Raw genomic sequence first — 22,344 nt, forward strand, 5'->3', positions numbered from 1 at the left:
TTTTATGGAGATAATTTTTTTAGGGAAAAATAAAGAAGGTGGATAAAATGATTACATACTTGCCTACATTGTATCCTGGTGAATTATTATATAGCTGGTTTGCGAGATACCACGTTCATTCAGGGAATCTCAGTTTTAAACAAACAACTTTTGACTTATTTGGATCTACCTCTCATATCTCGACTCCCGATTTACCTTGCAGGTTATTATACCTTTATGATCAATGTAGACATTTTTGTCCTTCACCACCACAAGAATGGGTTCTCAAACACACATTTTATAATTACTATACAACATTTTCCACTTCACAAATAAGAGAAAAGGTGATGAGATGTATGTTGGAAGGAACGAATCATGCTTTACATATGTTAACTGGCCATATGGCTAGTACAGTGAATGATATAAAAAATTTTCGATATTGTCATGTCTGCAAGAATGAAGATATTTCTTCATACGGCGAACCATTTCTACATACAATTCATCAACTTCCTAGTTGTTTAGTATGCCCGCATCATGGTGAGATTTTACTCGAAACATCTATTCCTTTTAGAGGATTTAATAAACATGAATATAGACCCTTGTTGTGTACCGACTATAATAGTAGAAGAATTATTAGCAACATTAACCATGAAACATTTGAAATCTTATTTACGATGGCAAAGGAAAGTCAATTATTAATTGATGGGAATTTTCAATTTGACCCAGAAGAAATTCAGAAGTATTATAAGGTTCTTTTAAATAGGCAAGGATTATTAAGTCCAAAAGGTAACGTAAGACAACAACTACTGTTTTCTAGATTTTCACACTTTTTCAACGAAGACACTTTAGAACTGTTGCAGTCTGCAATTCAGTTAGAAAGTGAATCAAATTGGTTGAAATCTATTACAAGAAAACATAGGAAGGTCTTCCATCCCACAAGACATCTACTTTTTATGAACTTTGTAGGGACATCTATAGAAAGCCTAACGACTACGAAGCCAATAGAGAATGCCTTTGGAGAAGGCCCCTTTCCATGCTTAAATATAGCAGCTAACCATTACAAAAAAGATATCATTAACAACGTAATTATCACGCATTGTTCAAAAACACAAAAACCTATCGGCACCTTCACTTGCCAATGTGGATTTATTTATACAAGAAGAGGGCCTGATCCAAATTCCGAAAACAGATATTGTATTAGTAGGATAAAACAATTTGGGGGAGTTTGGATGTCAAAGCTTGAAGTACTTGTAAGCAAAAAAGAGTATAGTTTAAGAAAAATAGCTCGACAATTAAATGTAGATACAAAAACTGTCATTAAATATTCAAAAAAGAAAAGAAGTCATTCAATAAAATCTGAATCTGTTTCAGGTAACACTATCTCTATAATTAAGTACCGGAGAGAATGGCTCTTTCTTCAACATAAAAACCCAACACTTAGCAAAACTAATCTCAGGAAATTAAATCCAAAATTATTTATGTGGTTATATAGAAATGACAAAGAATGGTTAAACAATCATTCTCCAAAATTGATAGAATTGAATCCTCCATCTAATAAAATCAACTGGTCACATAGAGATGAAGAAATTGCAAAAATCATCATCCCAAAAGTTATACAAATACTTAATCATTCTAAGCCTTTAAGGGTTACCAGGAACAAAATCGGAAAATTAATTAGAAAGCAAGCTTTGTTAGAACGACATTTAGAGAAATTACCTATTACCAACTTCATCTTAGCTGAAGTAACGGAATCGGTAGAAGAATTCCAGATAAGAAGAGTAGTCTGGGCGTTTAATGAATTAAAAGATCAACAGGAAGTTATTAAAATGTGGGAACTAAAAAGGTTTGCTGGACTCCCAAATAGAATCGATTTACATTCTAAACTACATGACACAATTGAAAGACTGAAAACATCCAACTAATGTATCTAAAAAAAGCACAAAACTATACATAATTTATGTTAGCCTTTTATGCGAAATTATTTTACTATATAAAGATATTGAAGTAACTTTAATTTCTTAAAAACTAAAATTAATACCGATGAATTTATGTATATTCGTGTTTCTTCCTAAAGGAATAATTTCACACTAATTTAGTACGTTTGCAATGTATTATAAAAGTGGTATAGTAATTAACTGTTAATATTCCTCTAATACCTTCAAAAAACTACTTCATCTTCTTCACAAAACATTTCTGAAAATAAGGGGATACGTATGTTATATAGATTAAAATTTTTTAATAATTTCTATTATGGTTGGTTAGTATTAATAATTGGTGGTTTAGGAGTTTTTTTCTCTGGTCCAGGACAAACATTTTCTAATTCACAATTTATAGATGAGTATATAAACGATTTTGGATGGTCTAGATCCCTAGTTTCTGGAGTATATTCTGTTGCAACCTTGGTTGCAGGTTTATTAATGATTTTAGTTGGACGATTTATCGATCGTTTTGGCCCTAGAGCTATGATGGTAATAGTTGGAACATTATTCTCATTTGCATGCTTTTATAACAGTTTTGTGTCTAGTATTTGGATGCTTGCATTAGGGTTTTTCTTGGTACGTTTACTAGGGCAAGGAAGCATGACTTTAATTCCAAATACCTTAGTAGCACAATGGTTTATTAAAAAGAGAGGAAGAGCCTTCAGTATAAAAGCCCTTTTTGGGTTTGCAGGCGCAATGTTATTTCCGATTATCAACACTTGGTTAATACAAACTTGGAACTGGCAAATTGCATGGCAATTTTGGGGATTCGTTCTATTATTTGTGTTTGTTCCAATTGCATTTTTTGGAGTGAAGAATCATCCAGAATCTATTGGTTTGCAACCTGATGGGGAGAAAGAAGCGGAAGAAAATAAAAATGGAAGCAGACTAGTTACGCCGATTCGTGAAGCAGAAGAAGATTGGACATTGAAGGAAGCAATGAAAACTAGAGCTTTTTGGGCGATATTAATTTGTGTCGGTATTCCGGCTATGGTCAATACTGGCATTACTTTTCATATTACTTCCATTTTTAGAACGAATGGACTTTCTCTTGAAGTTGCAGCGTTAGTATTAAGTTTAATGGCACTTATAGGGATACCTATTTCGTTAATTTCAGGTGTAATATTGGATAAGGTAAAAACAAATTTAGTACTACTTGTAGTCTTTATTATAGAATTCTTTGTCCTTTTATTGTTATTCATTACAGATACTTTCTTCTTGGCGATATTATTTGGTTTCTTATGGGGGGTAGCAGGCGGCTTAGAACGTATCGCTATTGGAGTTATTTGGCCTAATTACTTTGGTAGAAAACATATCGGAAGTATTAATGGAGTCGGTGCAACTATAGGGGTTATTGGTTCTTCATTAGGTCCATTACCATTTGGTATAGGATTTGATTTATTTGGGAGCTATAATTTAGTTATACTACTAACACTGATATTTCCGATGATAGGTATCATAAGTTCTCTTTTAGCGAAAAAACCGATTAAAACTAATGAATAAAGAAATGACTACATGCAATGGTATGCATGTAGTCATTTCTTTAATATATCCACACCATATAATGGATAAAAAACTATTCTTTATGAAAATATTAAAAAATATTTTCAATTTAATAGTTTGTGATATTTTATAGTATTTTAAAGTATAATTGCGCAAATTAATGAAAACAATTATTGTTCGCGTTTCCATGGTATTTTGACGATTTTGTGAATTGTGATATAGTTCATGATGTTCACGGCGGAATTTTCTCTGAAACGCTCAGAGAAGCAAAAATAATATGAAAGAGGTGCTTCATGAACATAGCAAAAAAAATTAAATATGAATGGTTTGGGAACGTACGAGGTGACGTTTTAGCTGGAATTGTTGTAGCTTTAGCGTTAATTCCAGAAGCAATTGCGTTTTCCATTATTGCAGGTGTTGATCCAATGGTTGGACTCTACGCTTCCTTTTGTATTGCCGTTGTTATCGCGTTTATTGGTGGGAGACCCGGGATGATTTCAGGTGCAACAGGGGCTATGGCATTATTGATGATCACATTAGTTGCAGATCATGGATTGGAATATTTATTGGCTGCCACTATTTTGACCGGTATCATACAAGTTCTTTTCGGGGTTTTTAAGTTAGCAAGTATTATAAAATTTGTTCCTCGTTCAGTGATGGTTGGATTTGTTAACGCACTTGCTATTATGATTTTCACTTCACAACTTCAACATTTTGAAGGTGAAAGCTGGATCATGTATAGTATGGTAGCTTTAACATTAGCGATTATTTATATTTTTCCACGAATCACAAAAGCAATTCCCTCCACATTAGTTGCTATTGTTGTCGTAACTGTAATAGCGGTATTTGCAGGGTTAGGCATTCGTACAGTAGGAGACTTAGGGAATATTTCTTCCCAATTACCTATCTTTATGATTCCTAATATACCACTATCTTTCGAAACATTAGCGATTATTTTCCCATACTCATTGGCATTAGCAATTGTTGGTTTGCTAGAATCATTGTTAACAGCAAATATTGTTGATGACATGACAGATACAGAAAGTAATAAAAATAAAGAGAGTCGTGGACAAGGGATTGCTAATATCGTAACGGGTTTCTTTGGCGGGATGGCTGGTTGTGCAATGATAGGACAATCCGTAATCAATGTTAAATCAGGCGGGAATGGTAGATTGTCTTCATTAGTTGCAGGTGTTTTTCTCATGTTTTTAATTATTGCATTAGGAGGAATTGTTGTTCAAATTCCTATGGCAGCATTAGCCGGTGTAATGATTATGGTTGCCATTAGTACATTCGATTGGTCATCTTTACGAAACATTCATAAAATTCCTAGAACAGATGCTATTGTAATGATAGCAACCGTAATTACCGTAGTAGTAACACATGACTTATCGAAAGGTGTCTTATTAGGTGTCTTACTAAGTGCTATTTTCTTTGCAGCAAAAATATCCAAAGTTAAAGTGACTCACATTTCATCTGTAGATAACAGTAAGAAAATTTATAAAGTGCATGGGCAAATTTTCTTCGCTTCAGTGAATGATTTAGTTGAAAAATTTAACTTTAATGAACCTATCAAGCAAGTGGAAATTGATCTTACAAACGCTCACCTCTGGGATGACTCGGCAATTGGAGCATTAGATAAAATAGAGATGAAATTTGAGCAAAATCATGTTAAGGTTAAATATATAGGATTGAACGCAGAAAGTAGATTACTAAAAAGAAAAATAGGTGGTCTATCTAAAGCGTCGGGTCATTAATGGCAGAAGAGGTGAAGGGGCTTGTATAAAAAGATATTACTTGCAACAGATGGATCAGAACACTCGATTCGAGCAGCGTCTCATGCAATAGAAATCGCTCAAGTTAAAAATGGATCGATAGATATTGTCTATGTAGTAGATGGAAATACGTCAAAGTCAGATGTACTTCATGGAATAGATAAATATGAAGTAAAAAAAGAAAGAGAAGAAAAGTTTAAACCTATAAGAACGAAAATTAAGGAAGCAGGTATTTCGTGTGAAACTCATTTTCTACATGGTGAACCCGGTCCTAGCATTGTTGAATTTGCTAATGACAATCAATATGACCTTGTGGTTGTAGGAAGTAGAGGATTAAACAAATTACAAACCATGATCCTAGGAAGTGTGAGTCACAAAATTCTCAAACGGGTAGAATGTCCGGTTTTGGTTGTCAAGTAATTTAAAGCTAGCAGTCATGCTAGCTTTTTTTATTTGTCACTATAATACTTTGGGTCAATCGCTTCTAACTGAAATGCAGAGATATCATTTCCAATTAAATATAGCTGATGCATTGCTCTAGTCATCGCAACATATAATAATTTTGATTCTAAATCATTATAATGATATTTACTCTCCATATTAACTAAGATAACCACATCAAATTCTAACCCTTTTGCTAACGATGCTGGAACAATGGTGATTTTTTCTTTGATCGCATCCGTCTCCGTTAATAGTTGTATAGATGAATCGGTCTTCTGTTTGAAAAACCGATATAGTTCTTCCGCTTCTTTGTCATTTTTAGTTATCATAGCAATCAACGAATGTGTTTCGTCTACCAATTGATTCACCAAATTTTCTAGTTTATTCAATAGTATTGATTTGGTTTTTTCGATGATTAGTGTTGGCTTTAATCCATGTCTTACAACAGGTTCAGCTAAAGGCAATTTGGCGGATTGATTTTTTAGAATTTCATTTGCAAGTTCCATAATTTCTATTGTCGTTCGATAACTTTTTTGTAAAGTGATATAATTCGATTTCGTTAATAAGTCACTTTGAATATCTTTCCAGTTATCAATACCACGATATTGATGAATACCTTGTGCTAAATCACCTAAAATGGTAAATAGTTTGGTCTGATTGGCAACACTTAATGCTCTGAATTGAAATAAACTATAATCTTGTGCTTCATCAATTACAATATACTTCATTTTTAGCTCGTCCTTCACACCAAAAAGTTTCGCTTGGATAAACAGAATAGCAGCAAGATCTTCTATTTCAAATTCACCTTTATTTATTGTTAATTGTGATTGATTAAATAGTAAACTTATTTCTTCAGGATTTAATATTTCCTCTGCATATTTTTTTAGTAATTTTTCATTACATAGCAAATTTTTATAGTACTCAGTCGCATTCTTCTTAGGGAATTTATTCATATATTTATTGACATTACGTAAGGTTTCACTTTTTATTTCTTTTATTACTTTTTCTTTATTATTTAATAATGCAACTGTCTTACTTCTTCTTTGTTCTCCGTCTTTATATTTAAATTGTATCTTTTCAAACTTTTCTTCGAATTTTTCCTCAATTTTACTGAGCAAATCGTCTTTTTTCTTCTTAAATTCTTTTTTTAGAAGTTGTGATATTTTTTCTTTTCTTTGATCGATTGTTAGATAACAGTAATCTTTTAGAAAAAGCTTTTGAATTTTCTTATAAGAAAAAAATTTATATTTACTTATATATAAATCTTCTTTAGGCACATACTTTCGAATTATTTCTTTTAAGTAATTCTTGATTAATTTTTCAAATTCAACGGAACCTTTTATTTTTGAGATATTTTCTGTTTTTTCACGGTTTCGATCTTGGTTTTCTATCAGTTCTTTTAATTTATTGTTAGGGTTTATTATTGGAATTTGTGTACCGATACATTCTTGAACATATTCTACAAATGTACTTTGCCTGATTTTATCTACACCTAATTCTGGTAATGATTGTGCGATGTAGTCGATAAACATTTTGTTCGGTGCTAGGATCATCACTTTATCAGGTGACATTTTATCTTGGTAATGATAAAGAAAATAGGAAAGCCTGTGTAAAGCAATCGTCGTCTTTCCACTTCCTGCAACCCCTTGTACGATCATTGGTTTTTGAAGATCTTGGCGAATTACACTATTTTGTTCTTCTTGTATAGTAGCTACAATATCATTCAATCTTTTGTCCGATTTCTTTGATAGAGATTGTTGCAATAATTCATCTCGAGACGTTACATCAATATCATTGATTTCTTCTAAATTACCATTTTCAATCTGATATTGCCTTTTTAAGGATATTACTCCTGTTCGTTCTCCTTCTTCAGCATGATAAGTAACCTCGCCTAATCTGCCGTCGTAATAAAGGTTTGCAACAGGTGATCGCCAATCAACAATAATTGGTTCTTGATTATCTTTCCTATACAAAGAAAACTTACCGATATAATAGATTTCATTATGATTAGAATGATCTGGATGGAAGTCAATGCGGCCAAAATAAGGAGCGTTTTTCATTTTGTTTAATTGTTCTAAATCCCCTTGGATCATATCAAGAAGTCGACTATTTGTAAGGATATTAATATAACTTAAACTACTATCTAAATAATCCAGGTTTATGTAGGCATCTTTAATGTTTTCTTGAAATTGATTCTGACTGGAATAAGCTATATCTAATACGGATTGCATATAATCTTTTGTATAGTTAAGATGATATAGTTCTTCTTTATAATCGATATGTTTGATTGCTTTTACCATTTTCACTTTTCTCCTTTCATTCATATCTATCTTAGCGAAATAATTGAGTAATTACAAAATAAATTCATATTGTGATATGATAAGGTGGAATTTCAAATAAGCGGTGATTAAATGTTAAAAGATACAGGAGAAAGGGTTATACCGGATCAAATGGCCATTACGAATGAGTTATTAATTGAACATCTTGCTAGGTATCATTTCTCTGTCCCATATGTTCATGGAAGGGTTTTAGACTTTGCAACTGGTACAGGCTATGGGACACATATCATAGCAAAAAAGTGTAAAAAGAAAGTATCTGAAATTGTTGGTATTGATATTGATCCAGAAGTAATTAAGTATGCAAGAGGTAGATATTATCATCCATTATCTAAGTATTTAGTAGAGGATGTCACAGATCCTAAGTTATCAGAAAAATTAGGGCAATTTGATGTAATCTTGAGTTTCGAAACAATTGAACACGTAAAAGATGAGCAACAATTCTTAGCTAATGTCTTTCAATTATTGAAACCAAATGGAACGTTGATACTATCAACTCCATTTGGAAAAGGTAGAGGTAAGCCGTGTGGGTCACCTTTTCACGTACACCAACTAACACCTCAGGAATTTTTCGAATTATTCAAAAATTATTCAAAAACAGAATTTTATTATCAAAATGGACCACTTATTGAAACATTTTCTACGTCAGTGCAAAAACACCATCCATTAGGAATTGTAGTCGCAAGAAAATAAATAACGGGAAAATTTAATTTTAAATAAGAGGTTATTCTATGATAAAATCAAAGTTCTTTCTCATTATCTTCTTTATTAATATATTTTTGCTACTTCTATTTTTAATCTTCCCAAAGAAAATTAAAAGTGTAGAAGAGTTATCTATTGTAACTTCGATCATACAAAGTTACGTTAATCTGTGAAAAATGATTTAAAATATTTCTATTCTAAAATTTCAATTCATATGTATTACTTCTACTCAGTGCATTTTTGGTAAAAAGAGCGATGTTGACAATGTCCTTGATTTTAAAGGAGAGAGAAGAACTTCATTAGAGGAATAGAGAAGTGAGTATATGGATTCGAAATAAATATATAAGTTACGATGTTCTGCCCCCTTTTTTTGGTCTCAAGGGGTGTTTTTATGGCTAAAAAGAATATCTGAATAATAGGTGGACTAAAAAACTATTGAGTGGTTTAAAGTTGTTCCATTAAAGGGCCAGATTGTGGAAGAAAACTCTTTAGCTGGTTCTGGACATTTTCCTTTAAATGTAAAATTCGTTAAAACAATCTGCTTAGCTATCAGAAGGTAAATGGTAAATGTAAGAAGTTTAAATTCTATGTTGCATCTTAATATATCTATTCTGGAAAAAATTCTAGATTTTTGTCGAAATTATTATAAGCTTTATTTATATAAATCTTTATTGTGATTGCAATAAAAACAAAGGAGATAATTTCTATGACATCAACCAAATATATTTTTCAAAAGCTTACTCCGATAAACAATGTTGATTTGAAACTTTATGAGGATGCGTTGAATTATGTATTTCAAGAAGATGACTTAAAGAATGTAGCCATAACTGGTCCGTATAGTGCAGGAAAAAGTAGTGTTTTAGAAACGTACAAAGGTAACCAACCGAATAAACGATTTTTAAACATTTCACTAGCTCATTTTGAATCAACAACAGATGAAAAGAAAAAAGCATCGAATGATAACATTTACAATAACTCAACATTAGAGGGTAAAATTCTTAATCAACTCATTCATCAAATTAAACCTAAGTCCATCCCTAATACTCATTTTAAAGTTAAAAGAAGAATGCCGACTTATAAAATGTTGCTTGCTACGTTATTTATATCATTATTTATTGTATTGATCAATTTCATAATAGGTTTTAATACTTGGAGTAATTTTGTGCAGAATTCTAACTCTTGGGTAAAAACGGTATTTGCATTTACAACGAAGGATTACTCGATTATTGTTGGTGGAATCATTTGCATTGCTTTATTAATATACGCAATATATGAATTGATTAAGATGTTGCAATATAACAAGTTGATTCTTAATAAATTAAAAGTACAGGGCAATGAGATTGAAATTTTTTCAGAGACAGATGAATCTTATTTCGATAAATACCTCAATGAGGTACTATATCTCTTTGAAAATTGCCAAGCAGATGTAATCGTGTTTGAAGATATGGATAGATTTAACAGTAATGAGATATTTGAAAAACTAAGGGAAATAAATCAGTTGGTTAATAATAAGTCACCCAAAGTGATTCGATTTATCTACTTACTCCGTGATGATGTATTTATATCCAAAGATAGAACTAAATTTTTTGATTTTATAATTCCAATTGTACCCATAGTTGATGGTTCAAATTCATATGATCAGTTTATAGATCTTTTTAAACAAGGCGGAATTTTAGAAAAATTTGATAAAAAATTCTTGCAGGGACTATCTCTTTATATAGACGATATGCGTTTACTAAAAAACATATATAATGAATATTTAATCTACTATGAACGTATCCAATCGACAGAGTTAAATAGTAATAAATTATTAGCTATCATTTCATTTAAAAATATTTTTCCTAGGGATTTTAGTGAATTGCAACTTGGTAGGGGATTTGTACACACACTTTTCATAAACAAAACTAATTTTATTCTAGACGAGATAAAGACAATTGACAAAAAAATCCAGGAAAAGGAGATGCAAATTGAAAAAGCAGAAAATGAATTATGTACTCATATTGACGAATTAGATGCTTTATATTTTCCCTTAAATCCTATTCTATCTGTAAATAGGAAAAGGGAAAACCAATTTCCAAATAGATTATCCTTTATAAAAGCTATGAAAGAAAATCCTAATAATGTTGAACATATAGTAAATTCTAGATGGGTTCAATTTGATTTTAATAATGAATATAATAAGTTATCAAATAACGACGATTATAATAAACGAAAACAAGCTGTTGAGAATAAATCAGCAGAAGGAATTGAAAAAACTAATAAAGAAATATTGGAGTTAAAACAGGAAAGAGCCATTCTTGAAAATAAGAAGTTACATGAAATAATTACGAGAACAAACAAAGAGAGCATTTTTAGGACTAACTATACAAATGAAATGGGTGAAGAATTCACGTACGAAGATGTAAAATTAAGTCCGTATTTCCCTTTAATCAAATATTTAATTAGACATGGATATATTGATGAAACTTACCCAGACTATATGACTTATTTCTACGAGAATAGTCTTAGTAGAATAGATAAGATATTTTTACGAAGTGTAGCGGATGAAGATGCAAAAGAATACTCTTACGCTTTAAAGAATCCAGCCCTTGTAGTTTCTCGCCTAAGGGATGTTGATTTTGATCAAGAGGAGACTCTTAATTTTGATCTATTATCACACCTAATTAACTCGAACCATAAGAATTTATTCAGATTTATTAACCAGTTAAAAGAAAATAAAAGATTTGAGTTTGTATTACAGTTTTGGATTATTGATAAAGATAGATCAGCATTTATTAAAGCAATAAATCACTATTGGCCACGAATCTTTGTAGATATTTTAAAGGATTCTCACTTTTCTGATAATCAAAAGCAAGAATATGCTACTGATACTTTATACTATTCTCCTAATAAAGATTTATTGGAACTGAATGTGGATAATTGCTTAACCTCGTATATATCTAGTAATAGTGAATTCTTAAATATTAAAAATCCAAGTATAGAACTGCTTATTGAAAAATTTTCTTTATTAAATGTAAAGTTTAAACAAGTCAATTATGATAATGCAAATAATATTCTGTTCACAGAGGTTTACAAATCGGACCTATATAGGTTGAACATAAGAAATATCGAGCTTATTTTGGAGAAAATATACAGAATCTCAAATACCCACAATTACAAGCATAAAAATTTCACCCTTGTGATTTCAAAAACTAAGGAGCCCTTAGCTAATTACGTAAGAAATAATTTTCAGCGGTATATTGAGATAGTACTTAATTCCTGTGAAGGGTTAATAACTGATGAAGAAGAAGCAGCGCTTGAAATTATAAATAGTCCTAATATTACTCATGAACAAAGAATGACTTATATTAAATATCTTGAAACAGTAATAGCAAATTTGGTTGACATAGTTGATGAAGATATTTGGCAAGAGTTATTACCTCATAATGTGTTGTATTCAGAAATCAATGTCATTAATTATTATGCTGTGAAAAAAATGGATTCCCATCTCATAGATTTTATTAATAGTGGGTTAGAAGATTTAAAATTTGATTATAATGTAATATCAAAGGATTTTAGTAAGGAATTGGCATCTAATTTTTATAAGGATATAGTTTTATGTGAAGAATTGTCTGAAATTAAATACGAAGCATTATTAATGAGTCTGAACAGAATATATAAACAGTTTTCTTTTAGAAATATCTCGTCTAACAAAATGGAAATTTTAATTAAATGTAAAGTTGTGTATATGAATGATGTGAATCTCCGGTTTATGAGAGAACATTACCCTAAACATTTATTGAATTTTATATCTAGTAATATAAAACGCTACACTTCACAGGTTATTAATAAAGACAATTTTTCATTCGATGAACTAGAAAGTTTGCTGGATATGGAAATTAAGGATTACTACAAACTAAAATTATTGAAGTACACCTCTGAATCAATATCTATTAAGAATAAAACATTTTCAGCAAATATTAGATATCAAGTTCTCAAGTATAACTTTGACACTAATGATATCCCTTATTTAATGAGTGAGTATGACCATGAAATTAAAAGGTTAAAAGAATTGATTATCACCAAATGCATTGAAAATATAGACGAAGTAGTAGCGGAAGAAAGGGACTTATCATTTAATTTATTTGTGGAACTATTAAAGGCGGATGAGATTGAAAAGCAGGACAAAATCCAATTATTGATATTACAACTTCATAAATTTAGTCAAGTGCAAGCAATAAAAAGCTTTTCAATTTTAGATATGCAAGACTTTTTAAATGTATTTTCGGGAAGATGGCCAAAGTTTAAAAAGACAAGTAGAAACAAAATGATTCTAGAAGTATTAGAAACTAAAGGTTGGATTTCTAGCTTTGATACAGATAATCACGATTCTAATTTCTATAGAGCAAGAGGCAGAAGAAAACAAACATAATTTTAAATCATCCTAAAGTTCTATACTACTTCTTTATGTTCTTCAGCAATCGAGACGTTTTATTTGAAAAGGTCCAATCATTTTTCCATAACACGCTATTTTTTGTTCGTTTATCAATTAAATCAAACATCATTCTAAAGCAACAACCAACCTCGTATCAAAAATTATAAAAAACAATAATAAATAAGAATCGAGATTAGAACACATCTCGATTCTTTTGAATTTGTTATTGTAGAATAAATTAACATGCATATTAGCAAAACTCTTCGCTAAGATTAAGCAATATCTTAGCGAAGGACTATTTTTAAAAGATCAGTACTAACTTTTAAAAGATAACAACTTACTTTTAAAAGCTCAATACTTACTTTTAAACACACACACAATAGTAAAAATCGCGTCTAATTACTCAACCGTCACAGACTTCGCTAAATTTCTCGGCTTATCAACATCACAATCACGGTGAAGTGCTGCGTAATATGCAAGTAACTGCATTGGAATCACACTTACTAACGGTGTTAGTAGTTCATGGACTTGTGGTAAAACAAATTGGTCACTATCATTTTCAAAGCCTTTCATACTGACAACACAAGTATTAGCCCCACGTGCTGCTACTTCCTGTACGTTACCGCGAATGGATAGATTAACATTTTCTTGTGTTGAAATAGCGATAACTGGTGTTCCATCTTCAATTAAAGCAATCGTACCATGCTTCAATTCTCCACCAGCGAAGCCTTCTGCTTGAATATATGAGATTTCTTTTAACTTCAATGCCGCTTCTTGAACAACGAAATAATCCATGCCACGGCCAATAAAGAAGGCATTTCTTGTTGTTTCAAACATGTCTTTTGCAATACGTTCGAACTCTTCTTTTTGATCCGTTAATGTTTCCATCGCACTTGATACAATAGCTAGTTCTTGTAGTGGATCAAACGATAGATTAATCCCTTTTGCTCTGGCACTATCTACCGCCAGAATCGCTAATACAGCAATTTGAGCTGTATATGCTTTCGTTGATGCTACTGCAATTTCAGGTCCTGCATGTAAATGCAAGGTATAATCTGCTTCACGAGAAAGGGTTGAACCAGGCACATTAGTAAGCGTCAATGCCGGGTGCCCTAAAGCTTTTGTTTGTACTAAAACGGAACGGCTATCTGCTGTTTCCCCACTTTGTGAAATGAAAATAAATAATGGATTTTCAGATAACAATGGCATATTATAAGAGAATTCACTTGCAATATGCACTTCGACAGGGATATTAGCCAATCGTTCAATAAATTGTTTACCAACTAATCCAGCATGATAACTTGTTCCTGCTGCAATAATATAGATACGATCCGCTTTCTGCATCGCTTTACGGATATCATTATCTAATTTAATGGTATCGTTCTTGTCTTGATACTCTTGAATAATTTTACGGATAACAAATGGTTGTTCATCAATTTCTTTTAACATAAAGTGTGGATAGGTTCCTTTTTCCGTATCAGAAGCATCGATTTCAGCTACATATGCTTCACGCTCCACAACTGTTCCATCTAACTTCTGTATTTCGACACGATCACGTTGAACCAATACTACTTCTTTATCTTCAATTTCCACATAACGATTCGTTTCTTTTAAGGTTGCCATCGCATCACTTGCTACGACATTAAAACCGTTCCCTAAGCCGACAAGTAATGGACTTTTGTTTTTGGCAACGTAAATAAGATCAGGATTTTGATTATCAATTAAAGCAATGGCATAAGATCCTTTTAGAACAGATAAAGCTTTACGGAAGCCACCTAATACATCATTCGCTTCATTAGCAAGCTGTTCAATTAACTGTACGACGATTTCTGTATCTGTTTCACTTTTTAATGAAACTCCAACTAAATACTCACCGCGAATCTCATTGTAATTCTCGATTACTCCATTATGAACTAATGTGAAACGGCCAGATCCACTTTGGTGAGGGTGCGCGTTATCTTCACTTGGCTCACCATGTGTTGCCCAACGAGTGTGTCCGATCCCCATTGTTGCCATCACATCTTCGTCTACCTTGTCACGTAACGTTGCAATTCTTCCCTTAACTTTTGTTACACTTACACCATTATCATTTAATAAAGCAATACCTGCAGAATCATATCCACGATACTCTAATTTCTCTAATCCTGTTAATAAAACTTCCTTTGCATCATTTGCTCCAATAAAACCTACAATACCGCACATAGCGTTGTCTCCTCCTTATAATAAGGGGCAGACAAACGACCATTGAATCGATAGTTACAAGGGGCGTCTATCTGCCCCTTTCTCGTGTTTGTATACGTTCATCTTGTTCTTATTCTTGTACAAGAAGTTGCCTTCCTGCTTTCGAACAAAAACATATCGGTTGAGATGTGCAACCGGGAGGCATCCGCCGATCATGCTCGATAAACCTCCTCCTCGTCAGCTATGAGTTTACCGTACGTCATAGCCCAGGCGCTTTTATTTAAATTTCTGTTTCTATGCTCCTTTCCATTCTTGACTACGTCGCTAAAGAAAACGACTCTTTTATTTTACTTGAAAAGATCTTTTTAAGCAATCAATATTGTAAAAAGATCTACTACAATTCTATGCAGATTTTATAAGATTAGTGATAAGAAAAGCGCAGAGCAGCCGCTTAGAAACATAGCGGCTTCAAAATTAACAGGGGAATTTTACAATTAGATGAGAGCTTTTCCGCGTAACAAGTTAGTCTGTGGTAGTCTGATGTATGCTTACCTACCTCTTTTCAAAAGATAGCTTTTGATTATGCTGCTGTTTATTGTGAAAATAGAACTTGTTTATTGCGAATCATTGCTTCTTTATTGCGAAATGGTCCTCGTTTATTGCGATTCTCTGCTTCTTTATTGCGAAATGGTCCTCGTTTATTGTGATTCTCTGCTTCTTTATTGCGAAATGGTCCTCGTTTATTGTGATTCTCTGCTTCTTACACTAAAAAAGAAGCTATGGATTTGCCATAGCTTCTACTCATTATCTTTACTCTTCCATTCCCATTACTTGTTGGATTACTTCTACAACTTCATCAACGTAATGATTACAGTCTTCTAATGTTGGTGCTTCCACCATCACACGTACTAACGGCTCCGTTCCGGAAGGACGTACTAACACACGACCTTGATCACCCATCTTTGACTCAACTTTATCAATAGCATCAAGTACGGTTGGATTTGTCATTACTTCATTCTTCTTCACTACACGAACATTCTTTAGTACCTGTGGGAATTTTTCCATTTCACCAGCTAGTTCAGATAACGGCTTACCTGTCTCTTGCATGACATTGATAAGCTGTAATGCAGATAACATTCCATCTCCGGTAGTCGTATAATCTAAGAAAATGATATGACCAGATTGTTCTCCACCAAGATTATAGCCACCTTTACGCATTTCTTCCATTACATAGCGGTCCCCGACGGCTGTCTTATTACTTTTCATTTCGTTCGCTTCTAATGCTTTGTAAAAACCGATATTACTCATTACCGTAGACACAACAGTGGAATGACGCAACATTCCTTGCTGATTTAAGTATTTTCCGATAATAAACATGATTTGATCGCCATCTATAATATTTCCTTTTTCGTCAACAGCAATTAAACGGTCTCCGTCACCATCAAAGGCAATACCGATATCCGCACTCTTCTCTACCACTAGTCCTTGTAGCTTCTCTGGATGAGTAGAGCCGACTCCGTCATTAATATTTAATCCATTAGGGGAACAGCCAATGGTTGAAATGTCTGCTTCTAAGTCAGCAAAAAGATGTGATGCCAGTCCTGATGTTGCACCATGTGCACAGTCTATCGCAATATGTAAACCATCAAATTCATTATCGATTGTTTCTTTTAAATATTGAATGTATTTCTGTCCACCTTCAAGGTAATCATTCACCTGACCAACTTCTTCTCCAACTGGTCTTGGCAAGTCATCAGTATCCATATCTAATAAGTCTTCAATTTCTGCCTCTTGTTCATCAGACAATTTAAAACCATCAGAGCCAAAAAATTTGATGCCATTATCCTCAACTGGATTATGGGAAGCAGAGATCATGACACCTGCTTGAGCATTCATTACTTTTGCCAAGTAAGCAACACCTGGTGTAGAAATAACTCCAAGTCGCATTACCTCAGCACCAATCGAAAGCAGACCAGCAACTAATGCTCCTTCTAGCATATTTCCTGAAATACGAGTGTCACGACCTATAAGTACTTTCGGTTTATTAGCTTCTTTTGTTAATACATATCCGCCATATCGGCCAAGCTTGAACGCTAATTCAGGTGTTAGATCTTTATTGGCAACGCCACGGACACCATCCGTTCCAAAATATTTACCCATTTTCAAAATCTCTCCTTTTACATAACTTATCCTCATATTTTCGGCCATTATGTATTATTCTTCTTGTTCGATGTCTACTGTTACTTGCTCATATTCCAATTCAAATTCTATCTCTTCCGATATATCTTCAGGTGTAATGAGTTCAACCGGTAGCTGATGCTCACCAGGAGCAAGATCTTCAATATCAATTGTTAATTGAAGATCTTCTTCTGCTACTTCTGATAGCTCAGATGGAAAGCCTCTCATGGTGATGTTCATACTATTGGTATCTGGCTCAGTAAATGATACGGAAAGCTCGTCTACTTCATCTTCGTATTCGATCGTGACATCTTCTAATGTTTCTTCTTCTATTGTTTCTACTTCTACATTAACATTGACTGTCTCACTACTTACCTTTCTAACATCTGAAGGTATGGATAAAGGCACTTCGATTGTGCCACTTTCCGAAATCTCGCTTAAATCTAGAGGTTCTGTGGTTATCTCCTCTAATTGCTCTAAATAGCTTTCTGCAGCAAATACTTGCACTTCTTCTGTTTCTAATTCCATCGAGGTTACTTGAACATCTTCTGGTAGTTCTCCTTCCGTTTCGATGGATATTGGCACATTCTTATTCGGATTCTTCATATCTACAGAAACATCAACAGTTGGTGGATCAATCCTTACATTTAATTCATTCCCTTGATTATCATAAACTTTTACAGGAACATTATCGATAGTTTGTGATTCACTGAAGCCACTGACATCAACAAAAGCTTTCACTATCGCTATTTTATCTACAATGCTTTTCGAACTAGTAACGGTTACTTGCTCTGGATCAGCATAGACATTGGCAACTTCATATCCCGCTTCCACTCTATCTCTATTCACGGTATCTATCGTAACATTGAATTCTTGACTCGCTCTTTCTTCTATTGTTACTTCTACTTCTTGTGGTTCAACATAAACATTGAGTCCATCTGCAATACCAGAATATTCGAGTGGGACGATATGTGTACCTGTTCCTTGATCTTCAAGGTCGACAAACACATCGAAATTACGCTGTAAGGAGGTGGATGTTACTAAACTAACCGATCCCTGTAAGGAAACTTTTACGGTTTCAGGCACTCCACTTACTACATATTTGTCTTGATCAATCATGGTTTGAACAGGGACATCTTCCAATGTCTGCGTTTCGTTTGTATTACCAAAAGGCAGTTCAAAACCATCATCATTATCATAAACATTCTCATCAAATGCAACGACAACAAAAAGCAAGACAGAAAGTATCAAGGCAACAACTCTTATGACCCATGGTTTTTCCAACCACTTATTCATTTCTTTTACCCCTCCAATTCCATGCCTTTGTCGTTGAAGTTTTAAATTTTTTCACTAACTCGGATTCGAGGATCTCTGCTAATTGTTCTGCAGTCAGATTACGGTGTAACTCGCCATTTTTGGTACATGATATGTTACCCGTTTCCTCCGATACAATAATGGTAATTGCATCTGTTACTTCACTAATACCTAGTGCTGCTCTATGGCGTGTACCTAACTCTTTGGAAATAAAAGGACTTTCGGACAATGGTAAATAACAAGCAGCGGCCACAATTTCATCTCGACTAATGATAACTGCACCGTCGTGTAATGGCGTATTTGGAATAAATATATTCGTTAACAATTGGTTCGTTAAATTCCCATTAATCGGAATACCAGTTGATACATAGTCACCCATAGCTGTATCACGTTCAATCGTAATCAAAGCTCCAATGCGCCGTTTGGCCATGTATTTACAAGAAGCAACAATTGCTTCTATCGATTGGTTAAGCTCTTCCTCCTCGGAAGTTGTATTACGCGAAAAAAAGCTTCCTCTTCCTAATTGCTCTAATGCTCTCCTTAATTCTGGCTGAAACAAAATAATAATCCCTAATGGCCCCCACATAATCACTTGCCAGATGATCATTCGAACTGTGCTTAGATCGAATAAAACACTAGCAAGATAAATGATAATAACCACGAAGATACCTTTTAATAATTGGATTGCCTTTGTACCACGAATAAGCATCAATAATTTATATAAAACATACCAAACGATGGCAATATCTGCGATGATTTTGACAATGTCTAGTAAGTTCAAGTCACCATTAAGCATGCAAACACAACCTTATGTCCATCTGAATCCTCTTCCTTATCTCTATTGTAGTTATTGTTTATTATAACATATCATTTTTATAACCCTTAATTAAATGTAATATTTTCTATTTGCTCATACAGGTAAAGACAGTAACTCTTATACATCAAATAAGAATCACTGTCCTTTCTTCCCCGCCAAACGAACAATCCGCGCTTATACCTTTTGTTATTAATCTAAACTAAAAACACTTTCAACAAGGTCTTTTAGTTTATACCACATCCAATTAAATACTTGATCTACTTCTTTTATTTCTCCTGCTATTTTTCCTGCAGAAGCTGATAAGTTTTCTCCATTAATGAGGATAAGATCGCCTTGAACTTCTCCTTCTACTTTCACACTAGCATTTTTAATTTCAAGGTCATCTTCAATTACCACATCTTCTGGGACGATAACTGTATCATTTTCTACAATTAAATTCTGCCCTTTAGGGTAGCTTAATTGCTGGTCTTGATTCCATGCAGAGAAAATTCCACTAAACATTAAAATAAAGAAGATAGCAGCTGCTGTTAACATGGGATGTAGCTTCATCCACCTTTTTGCTGTCATACGCTTCTTCTCTTTTGGTAACCCGGCCATTACATTACTAGTAAAGTCTTTAGATGGCTTTAATTCTATATTTGCTGTCACTAATGCTACTGTTCTTTTTAATTCTTGAAAATGTTTTTGACAAGCTTCACATGATTGTAAATGGGAGCGTAACCGCTGTTCGGCATCTCTCGTTATATCGCCATCTAAATACTGATGCATCAATTCAACTATTTCTTTATTACATTTCATTTCACTCACACCCCTTAAACATGGCGAAGCCTTTTTCTAAGAGCTTCTCTACCTCTGTGGATTCTCGTCTTGACTGTCCCCACAGGTATTTCTAATATTTCACTAATTTCCTTAAGAGATAGCTCATCTAAAAAACGTAAAGCGATTATACTCCGATATTTCGCAGGGAGTTGCATTATTTCATTTTGGATATAACTTTGCATTTCTAAACTCTCTACTTCTTCTTCTGGAAGAGCTTGTTCAGCCGGTAATTGTGCATATAAATTTAATCCATCTGTTCCTTTTATTTCAGCATCAAGATAATAGTCTGGCTTTTTCTTGCGGATTCTATCGATGGTTAAATTTGTCGCAATCCGATACAGCCATGTTGAGAATTTCCGGTTTTCATCAAATGATTGGATATTAAGATATGCTCGAATAAATGCTTCCTGCGCAATATCTTCTGCTTCTTGCTTATTTCCAATCATCCGAAAACAAATGGCAAAGACTTTATTTTGATAATACGCAACAATGTCTTCAAATGCTGATTGGTCTCCCTTTTTTACTAACTTAATATTGTGCTTTATTTTTTCTTCAATCATCTAATTACCTCCGCTACATTGGCGGTTACTTTAATTACGAGGTACCCCAAAGAAAAGTTTCATTTATTTTAATTTTTTTTATCCTTTTTTATTTCACTATTATATCAAGAAAAGTTGCATTTTTGTTGATATATGACAATTTTTCACAAAAAATGTAGAGAAGTCTTCTCGAGGTATACGTATGTCTATCAGCAAGTCTTCTTTTGTTACGGAGGTAAGGGAAGTTTGCTAGCTGTTAAGCATTCGGAGTTAGACAGATCGCGATTTTATATTTTTTATCATACAAAAAAAGCCGTATCCACCTTTTAGGAAAACCGCTTTGTAGTAATCATATACTTTTAGATGGTGGAGCCTAGCGGGATCGAACCGCTGACCTCCTGCGTGCAAAGCAGGCGCTCTCCCAGCTGAGCTAAGGCCCCATCAAACTGGTGAGCCATGGAGGATTCGAACCTCCGACCCTCTGATTAAAAGTCAGATGCTCTACCAACTGAGCTAATGGCTCTAATGAGTTTGTCTTTATTTTTTTGCACATAAAAATGGCTGGGCTAGCTGGATTCGAACCAGCGCATGACGGTACCAAAAACCGTTGCCTTACCGCTTGGCTATAGCCCAACAATATAAAATGAAGTGTACAAAGAATAGTATATACACTTAGGAAAATTTTATACAATGGTGGAGGGAGTAGGACTCGAACCTACGAACCCGATGGGAGCGGATTTACAGTCCGCCGCGTTTGGCCAACTTCGCTATCCCTCCAAGCATAAATATTATGAAATTAGCTGGTGCCGGCCAGAGGACTTGAACCCCCAACCTACTGATTACAAGTCAGTTGCTCTACCAATTGAGCTAGACCGGCTCAAAATGGTGGAGGATGCAGGGCTCGAACCTGCGACCCCTTGCTTGTAAGGCAAGTGCTCTCCCAGCTGAGCTAATCCTCCAAATGGTGACCCGTACGGGATTCGAACCCGTGTTACCGCCGTGAAAGGGCGGTGTCTTAACCACTTGACCAACGGGCCAATACTTTAAGTCTCACAAAAATAGCAGAGCTTCCAGCCGGACTTGAACCGGCGACCCCTTCCTTACCATGGAAGTGCTCTACCGACTGAGCTATGGAAGCAAATGGCTCCACAGGTAGGATTCGAACCTACGACCGATCGGTTAACAGCCGATTGCTCTACCACTGAGCTACTGTGGAATGTTTCGCAACTGATGCTTCTCAAAGCTGTTTTTTTATTCAGCCTGGCAACGTCCTACTCTTGCAGGGGCGTGAGCCCCAACTACCATGGGCGCTGGAGAGCTTAACTACTGTGTTCGGCATGGGAACAGGTGTGACCTCTCCGCTATCG

Annotated in this window: 13 protein-coding genes, 9 tRNA genes and 1 rRNA gene; 6 read left to right on the forward strand and 17 right to left on the reverse strand. The window is 34.0% G+C overall.

Annotated features, from left to right (window positions below):
- Positions 1-47: 47 nt before the first annotated feature.
- From D569_RS0110040 to D569_RS0110055, 4 genes are all read left to right on the forward strand, one after another.
- On the forward strand, positions 48-1,901 hold the full coding sequence (locus tag D569_RS0110040; protein ID WP_083939029.1) for a TnsD family Tn7-like transposition protein: 1,854 nt from the start codon (positions 48-50) through the stop codon (positions 1,899-1,901).
- 291 nt (positions 1,902-2,192) lie between these two features.
- Positions 2,193-3,461 carry an MFS transporter gene (locus D569_RS0110045; RefSeq protein WP_018932292.1) on the forward strand — a complete coding sequence of 423 codons (1,269 nt, stop codon included), beginning with the start codon at positions 2,193-2,195 and terminating at the stop codon, positions 3,459-3,461.
- A 293-nt stretch (positions 3,462-3,754) separates the two neighbouring features.
- Positions 3,755-5,218 (forward strand): SulP family inorganic anion transporter, encoded by a 1,464-nt coding sequence (locus tag D569_RS0110050; RefSeq protein ID WP_018932293.1) that lies wholly within the window; start codon positions 3,755-3,757, stop codon positions 5,216-5,218.
- 21 nt (positions 5,219-5,239) lie between these two features.
- Positions 5,240-5,656, forward strand: a complete 417-nt coding sequence (locus D569_RS0110055; protein ID WP_018932294.1) for a universal stress protein — start codon at positions 5,240-5,242, stop codon at positions 5,654-5,656.
- Positions 5,657-5,685: 29 nt separating this feature from the next.
- Here D569_RS0110055 and helD read toward each other — a convergent pair whose 3' ends face one another.
- Positions 5,686-7,977 (reverse strand): RNA polymerase recycling motor HelD, encoded by a 2,292-nt coding sequence (helD, locus tag D569_RS0110060; protein ID WP_018932295.1) that lies wholly within the window; start codon positions 7,975-7,977, stop codon positions 5,686-5,688.
- 111 nt (positions 7,978-8,088) lie between these two features.
- On the opposite strand from helD, the gene D569_RS0110065 reads away from it, so the two are divergent.
- Positions 8,089-8,706, forward strand: coding sequence for a class I SAM-dependent methyltransferase (locus tag D569_RS0110065; protein WP_018932296.1), 618 nt, complete (start codon positions 8,089-8,091; stop codon positions 8,704-8,706).
- A gap of 715 nt (positions 8,707-9,421) precedes the next feature.
- Positions 9,422-13,126 (forward strand): YobI family P-loop NTPase, encoded by a 3,705-nt coding sequence (locus D569_RS0110075; RefSeq protein ID WP_018932298.1) that lies wholly within the window; start codon positions 9,422-9,424, stop codon positions 13,124-13,126.
- A 402-nt stretch (positions 13,127-13,528) separates the two neighbouring features.
- On the opposite strand, the gene glmS is transcribed toward D569_RS0110075, so the two are convergent.
- The 16 genes from glmS to rrf all read right to left on the reverse strand — a co-directional run.
- Positions 13,529-15,331, reverse strand: a complete 1,803-nt coding sequence (gene glmS / locus D569_RS0110080; RefSeq protein WP_018932299.1) for a glutamine--fructose-6-phosphate transaminase (isomerizing) — start codon at positions 15,329-15,331, stop codon at positions 13,529-13,531.
- A 789-nt stretch (positions 15,332-16,120) separates the two neighbouring features.
- Positions 16,121-17,470: a phosphoglucosamine mutase gene (gene glmM, locus D569_RS0110090; RefSeq protein ID WP_018932301.1), complete on the reverse strand. Its 1,350-nt coding sequence runs from the start codon at positions 17,468-17,470 to the stop codon at positions 16,121-16,123.
- A 54-nt stretch (positions 17,471-17,524) separates the two neighbouring features.
- Positions 17,525-18,784, reverse strand: a complete 1,260-nt coding sequence (locus tag D569_RS0110095; protein ID WP_018932302.1) for a CdaR family protein — start codon at positions 18,782-18,784, stop codon at positions 17,525-17,527.
- A complete protein-coding gene (cdaA, locus tag D569_RS0110100; protein ID WP_018932303.1) occupies positions 18,777-19,598 on the reverse strand; it encodes a diadenylate cyclase CdaA in 822 nt (273 codons plus the stop codon). The genes D569_RS0110095 and cdaA overlap by 8 nt, the downstream gene beginning before the upstream one ends.
- 210 nt (positions 19,599-19,808) lie before the next feature.
- Positions 19,809-20,417: an anti-sigma factor family protein gene (locus tag D569_RS0110105; protein ID WP_018932304.1), complete on the reverse strand. Its 609-nt coding sequence runs from the start codon at positions 20,415-20,417 to the stop codon at positions 19,809-19,811.
- Positions 20,418-20,431: 14 nt separating this feature from the next.
- Positions 20,432-20,998 (reverse strand): RNA polymerase sigma factor SigW, encoded by a 567-nt coding sequence (gene sigW / locus D569_RS0110110; protein ID WP_018932305.1) that lies wholly within the window; start codon positions 20,996-20,998, stop codon positions 20,432-20,434.
- 343 nt (positions 20,999-21,341) lie between these two features.
- Positions 21,342-21,417: transfer RNA gene (locus D569_RS0110115), tRNA-Ala, on the reverse strand.
- Positions 21,418-21,424: 7 nt separating this feature from the next.
- Positions 21,425-21,500: transfer RNA gene (locus tag D569_RS0110120), tRNA-Lys, on the reverse strand.
- A gap of 35 nt (positions 21,501-21,535) precedes the next feature.
- Positions 21,536-21,610: transfer RNA gene (locus D569_RS0110125), tRNA-Gln, on the reverse strand.
- A 58-nt stretch (positions 21,611-21,668) separates the two neighbouring features.
- Positions 21,669-21,754: transfer RNA gene (locus D569_RS0110130), tRNA-Tyr, on the reverse strand.
- A 24-nt stretch (positions 21,755-21,778) separates the two neighbouring features.
- Positions 21,779-21,854 (reverse strand) — tRNA-Thr (locus D569_RS0110135).
- Between the two features lie 6 nt (positions 21,855-21,860).
- Positions 21,861-21,936 (reverse strand) — tRNA-Val (locus D569_RS0110140).
- 3 nt (positions 21,937-21,939) lie between these two features.
- Positions 21,940-22,014: transfer RNA gene (locus tag D569_RS0110145), tRNA-Glu, on the reverse strand.
- A gap of 28 nt (positions 22,015-22,042) precedes the next feature.
- Positions 22,043-22,115: transfer RNA gene (locus D569_RS0110150), tRNA-Thr, on the reverse strand.
- A 3-nt stretch (positions 22,116-22,118) separates the two neighbouring features.
- Positions 22,119-22,193 (reverse strand) — tRNA-Asn (locus D569_RS0110155).
- A gap of 42 nt (positions 22,194-22,235) precedes the next feature.
- Positions 22,236-22,344: ribosomal RNA gene (gene rrf, locus D569_RS0110160) — 5S ribosomal RNA — on the reverse strand; the annotation flags it as partial.

The organism is Gracilibacillus lacisalsi DSM 19029 (assembly GCF_000377765.1).
Lineage (GTDB): Bacteria > Bacillota > Bacilli > Bacillales > Amphibacillaceae > Gracilibacillus > Gracilibacillus lacisalsi.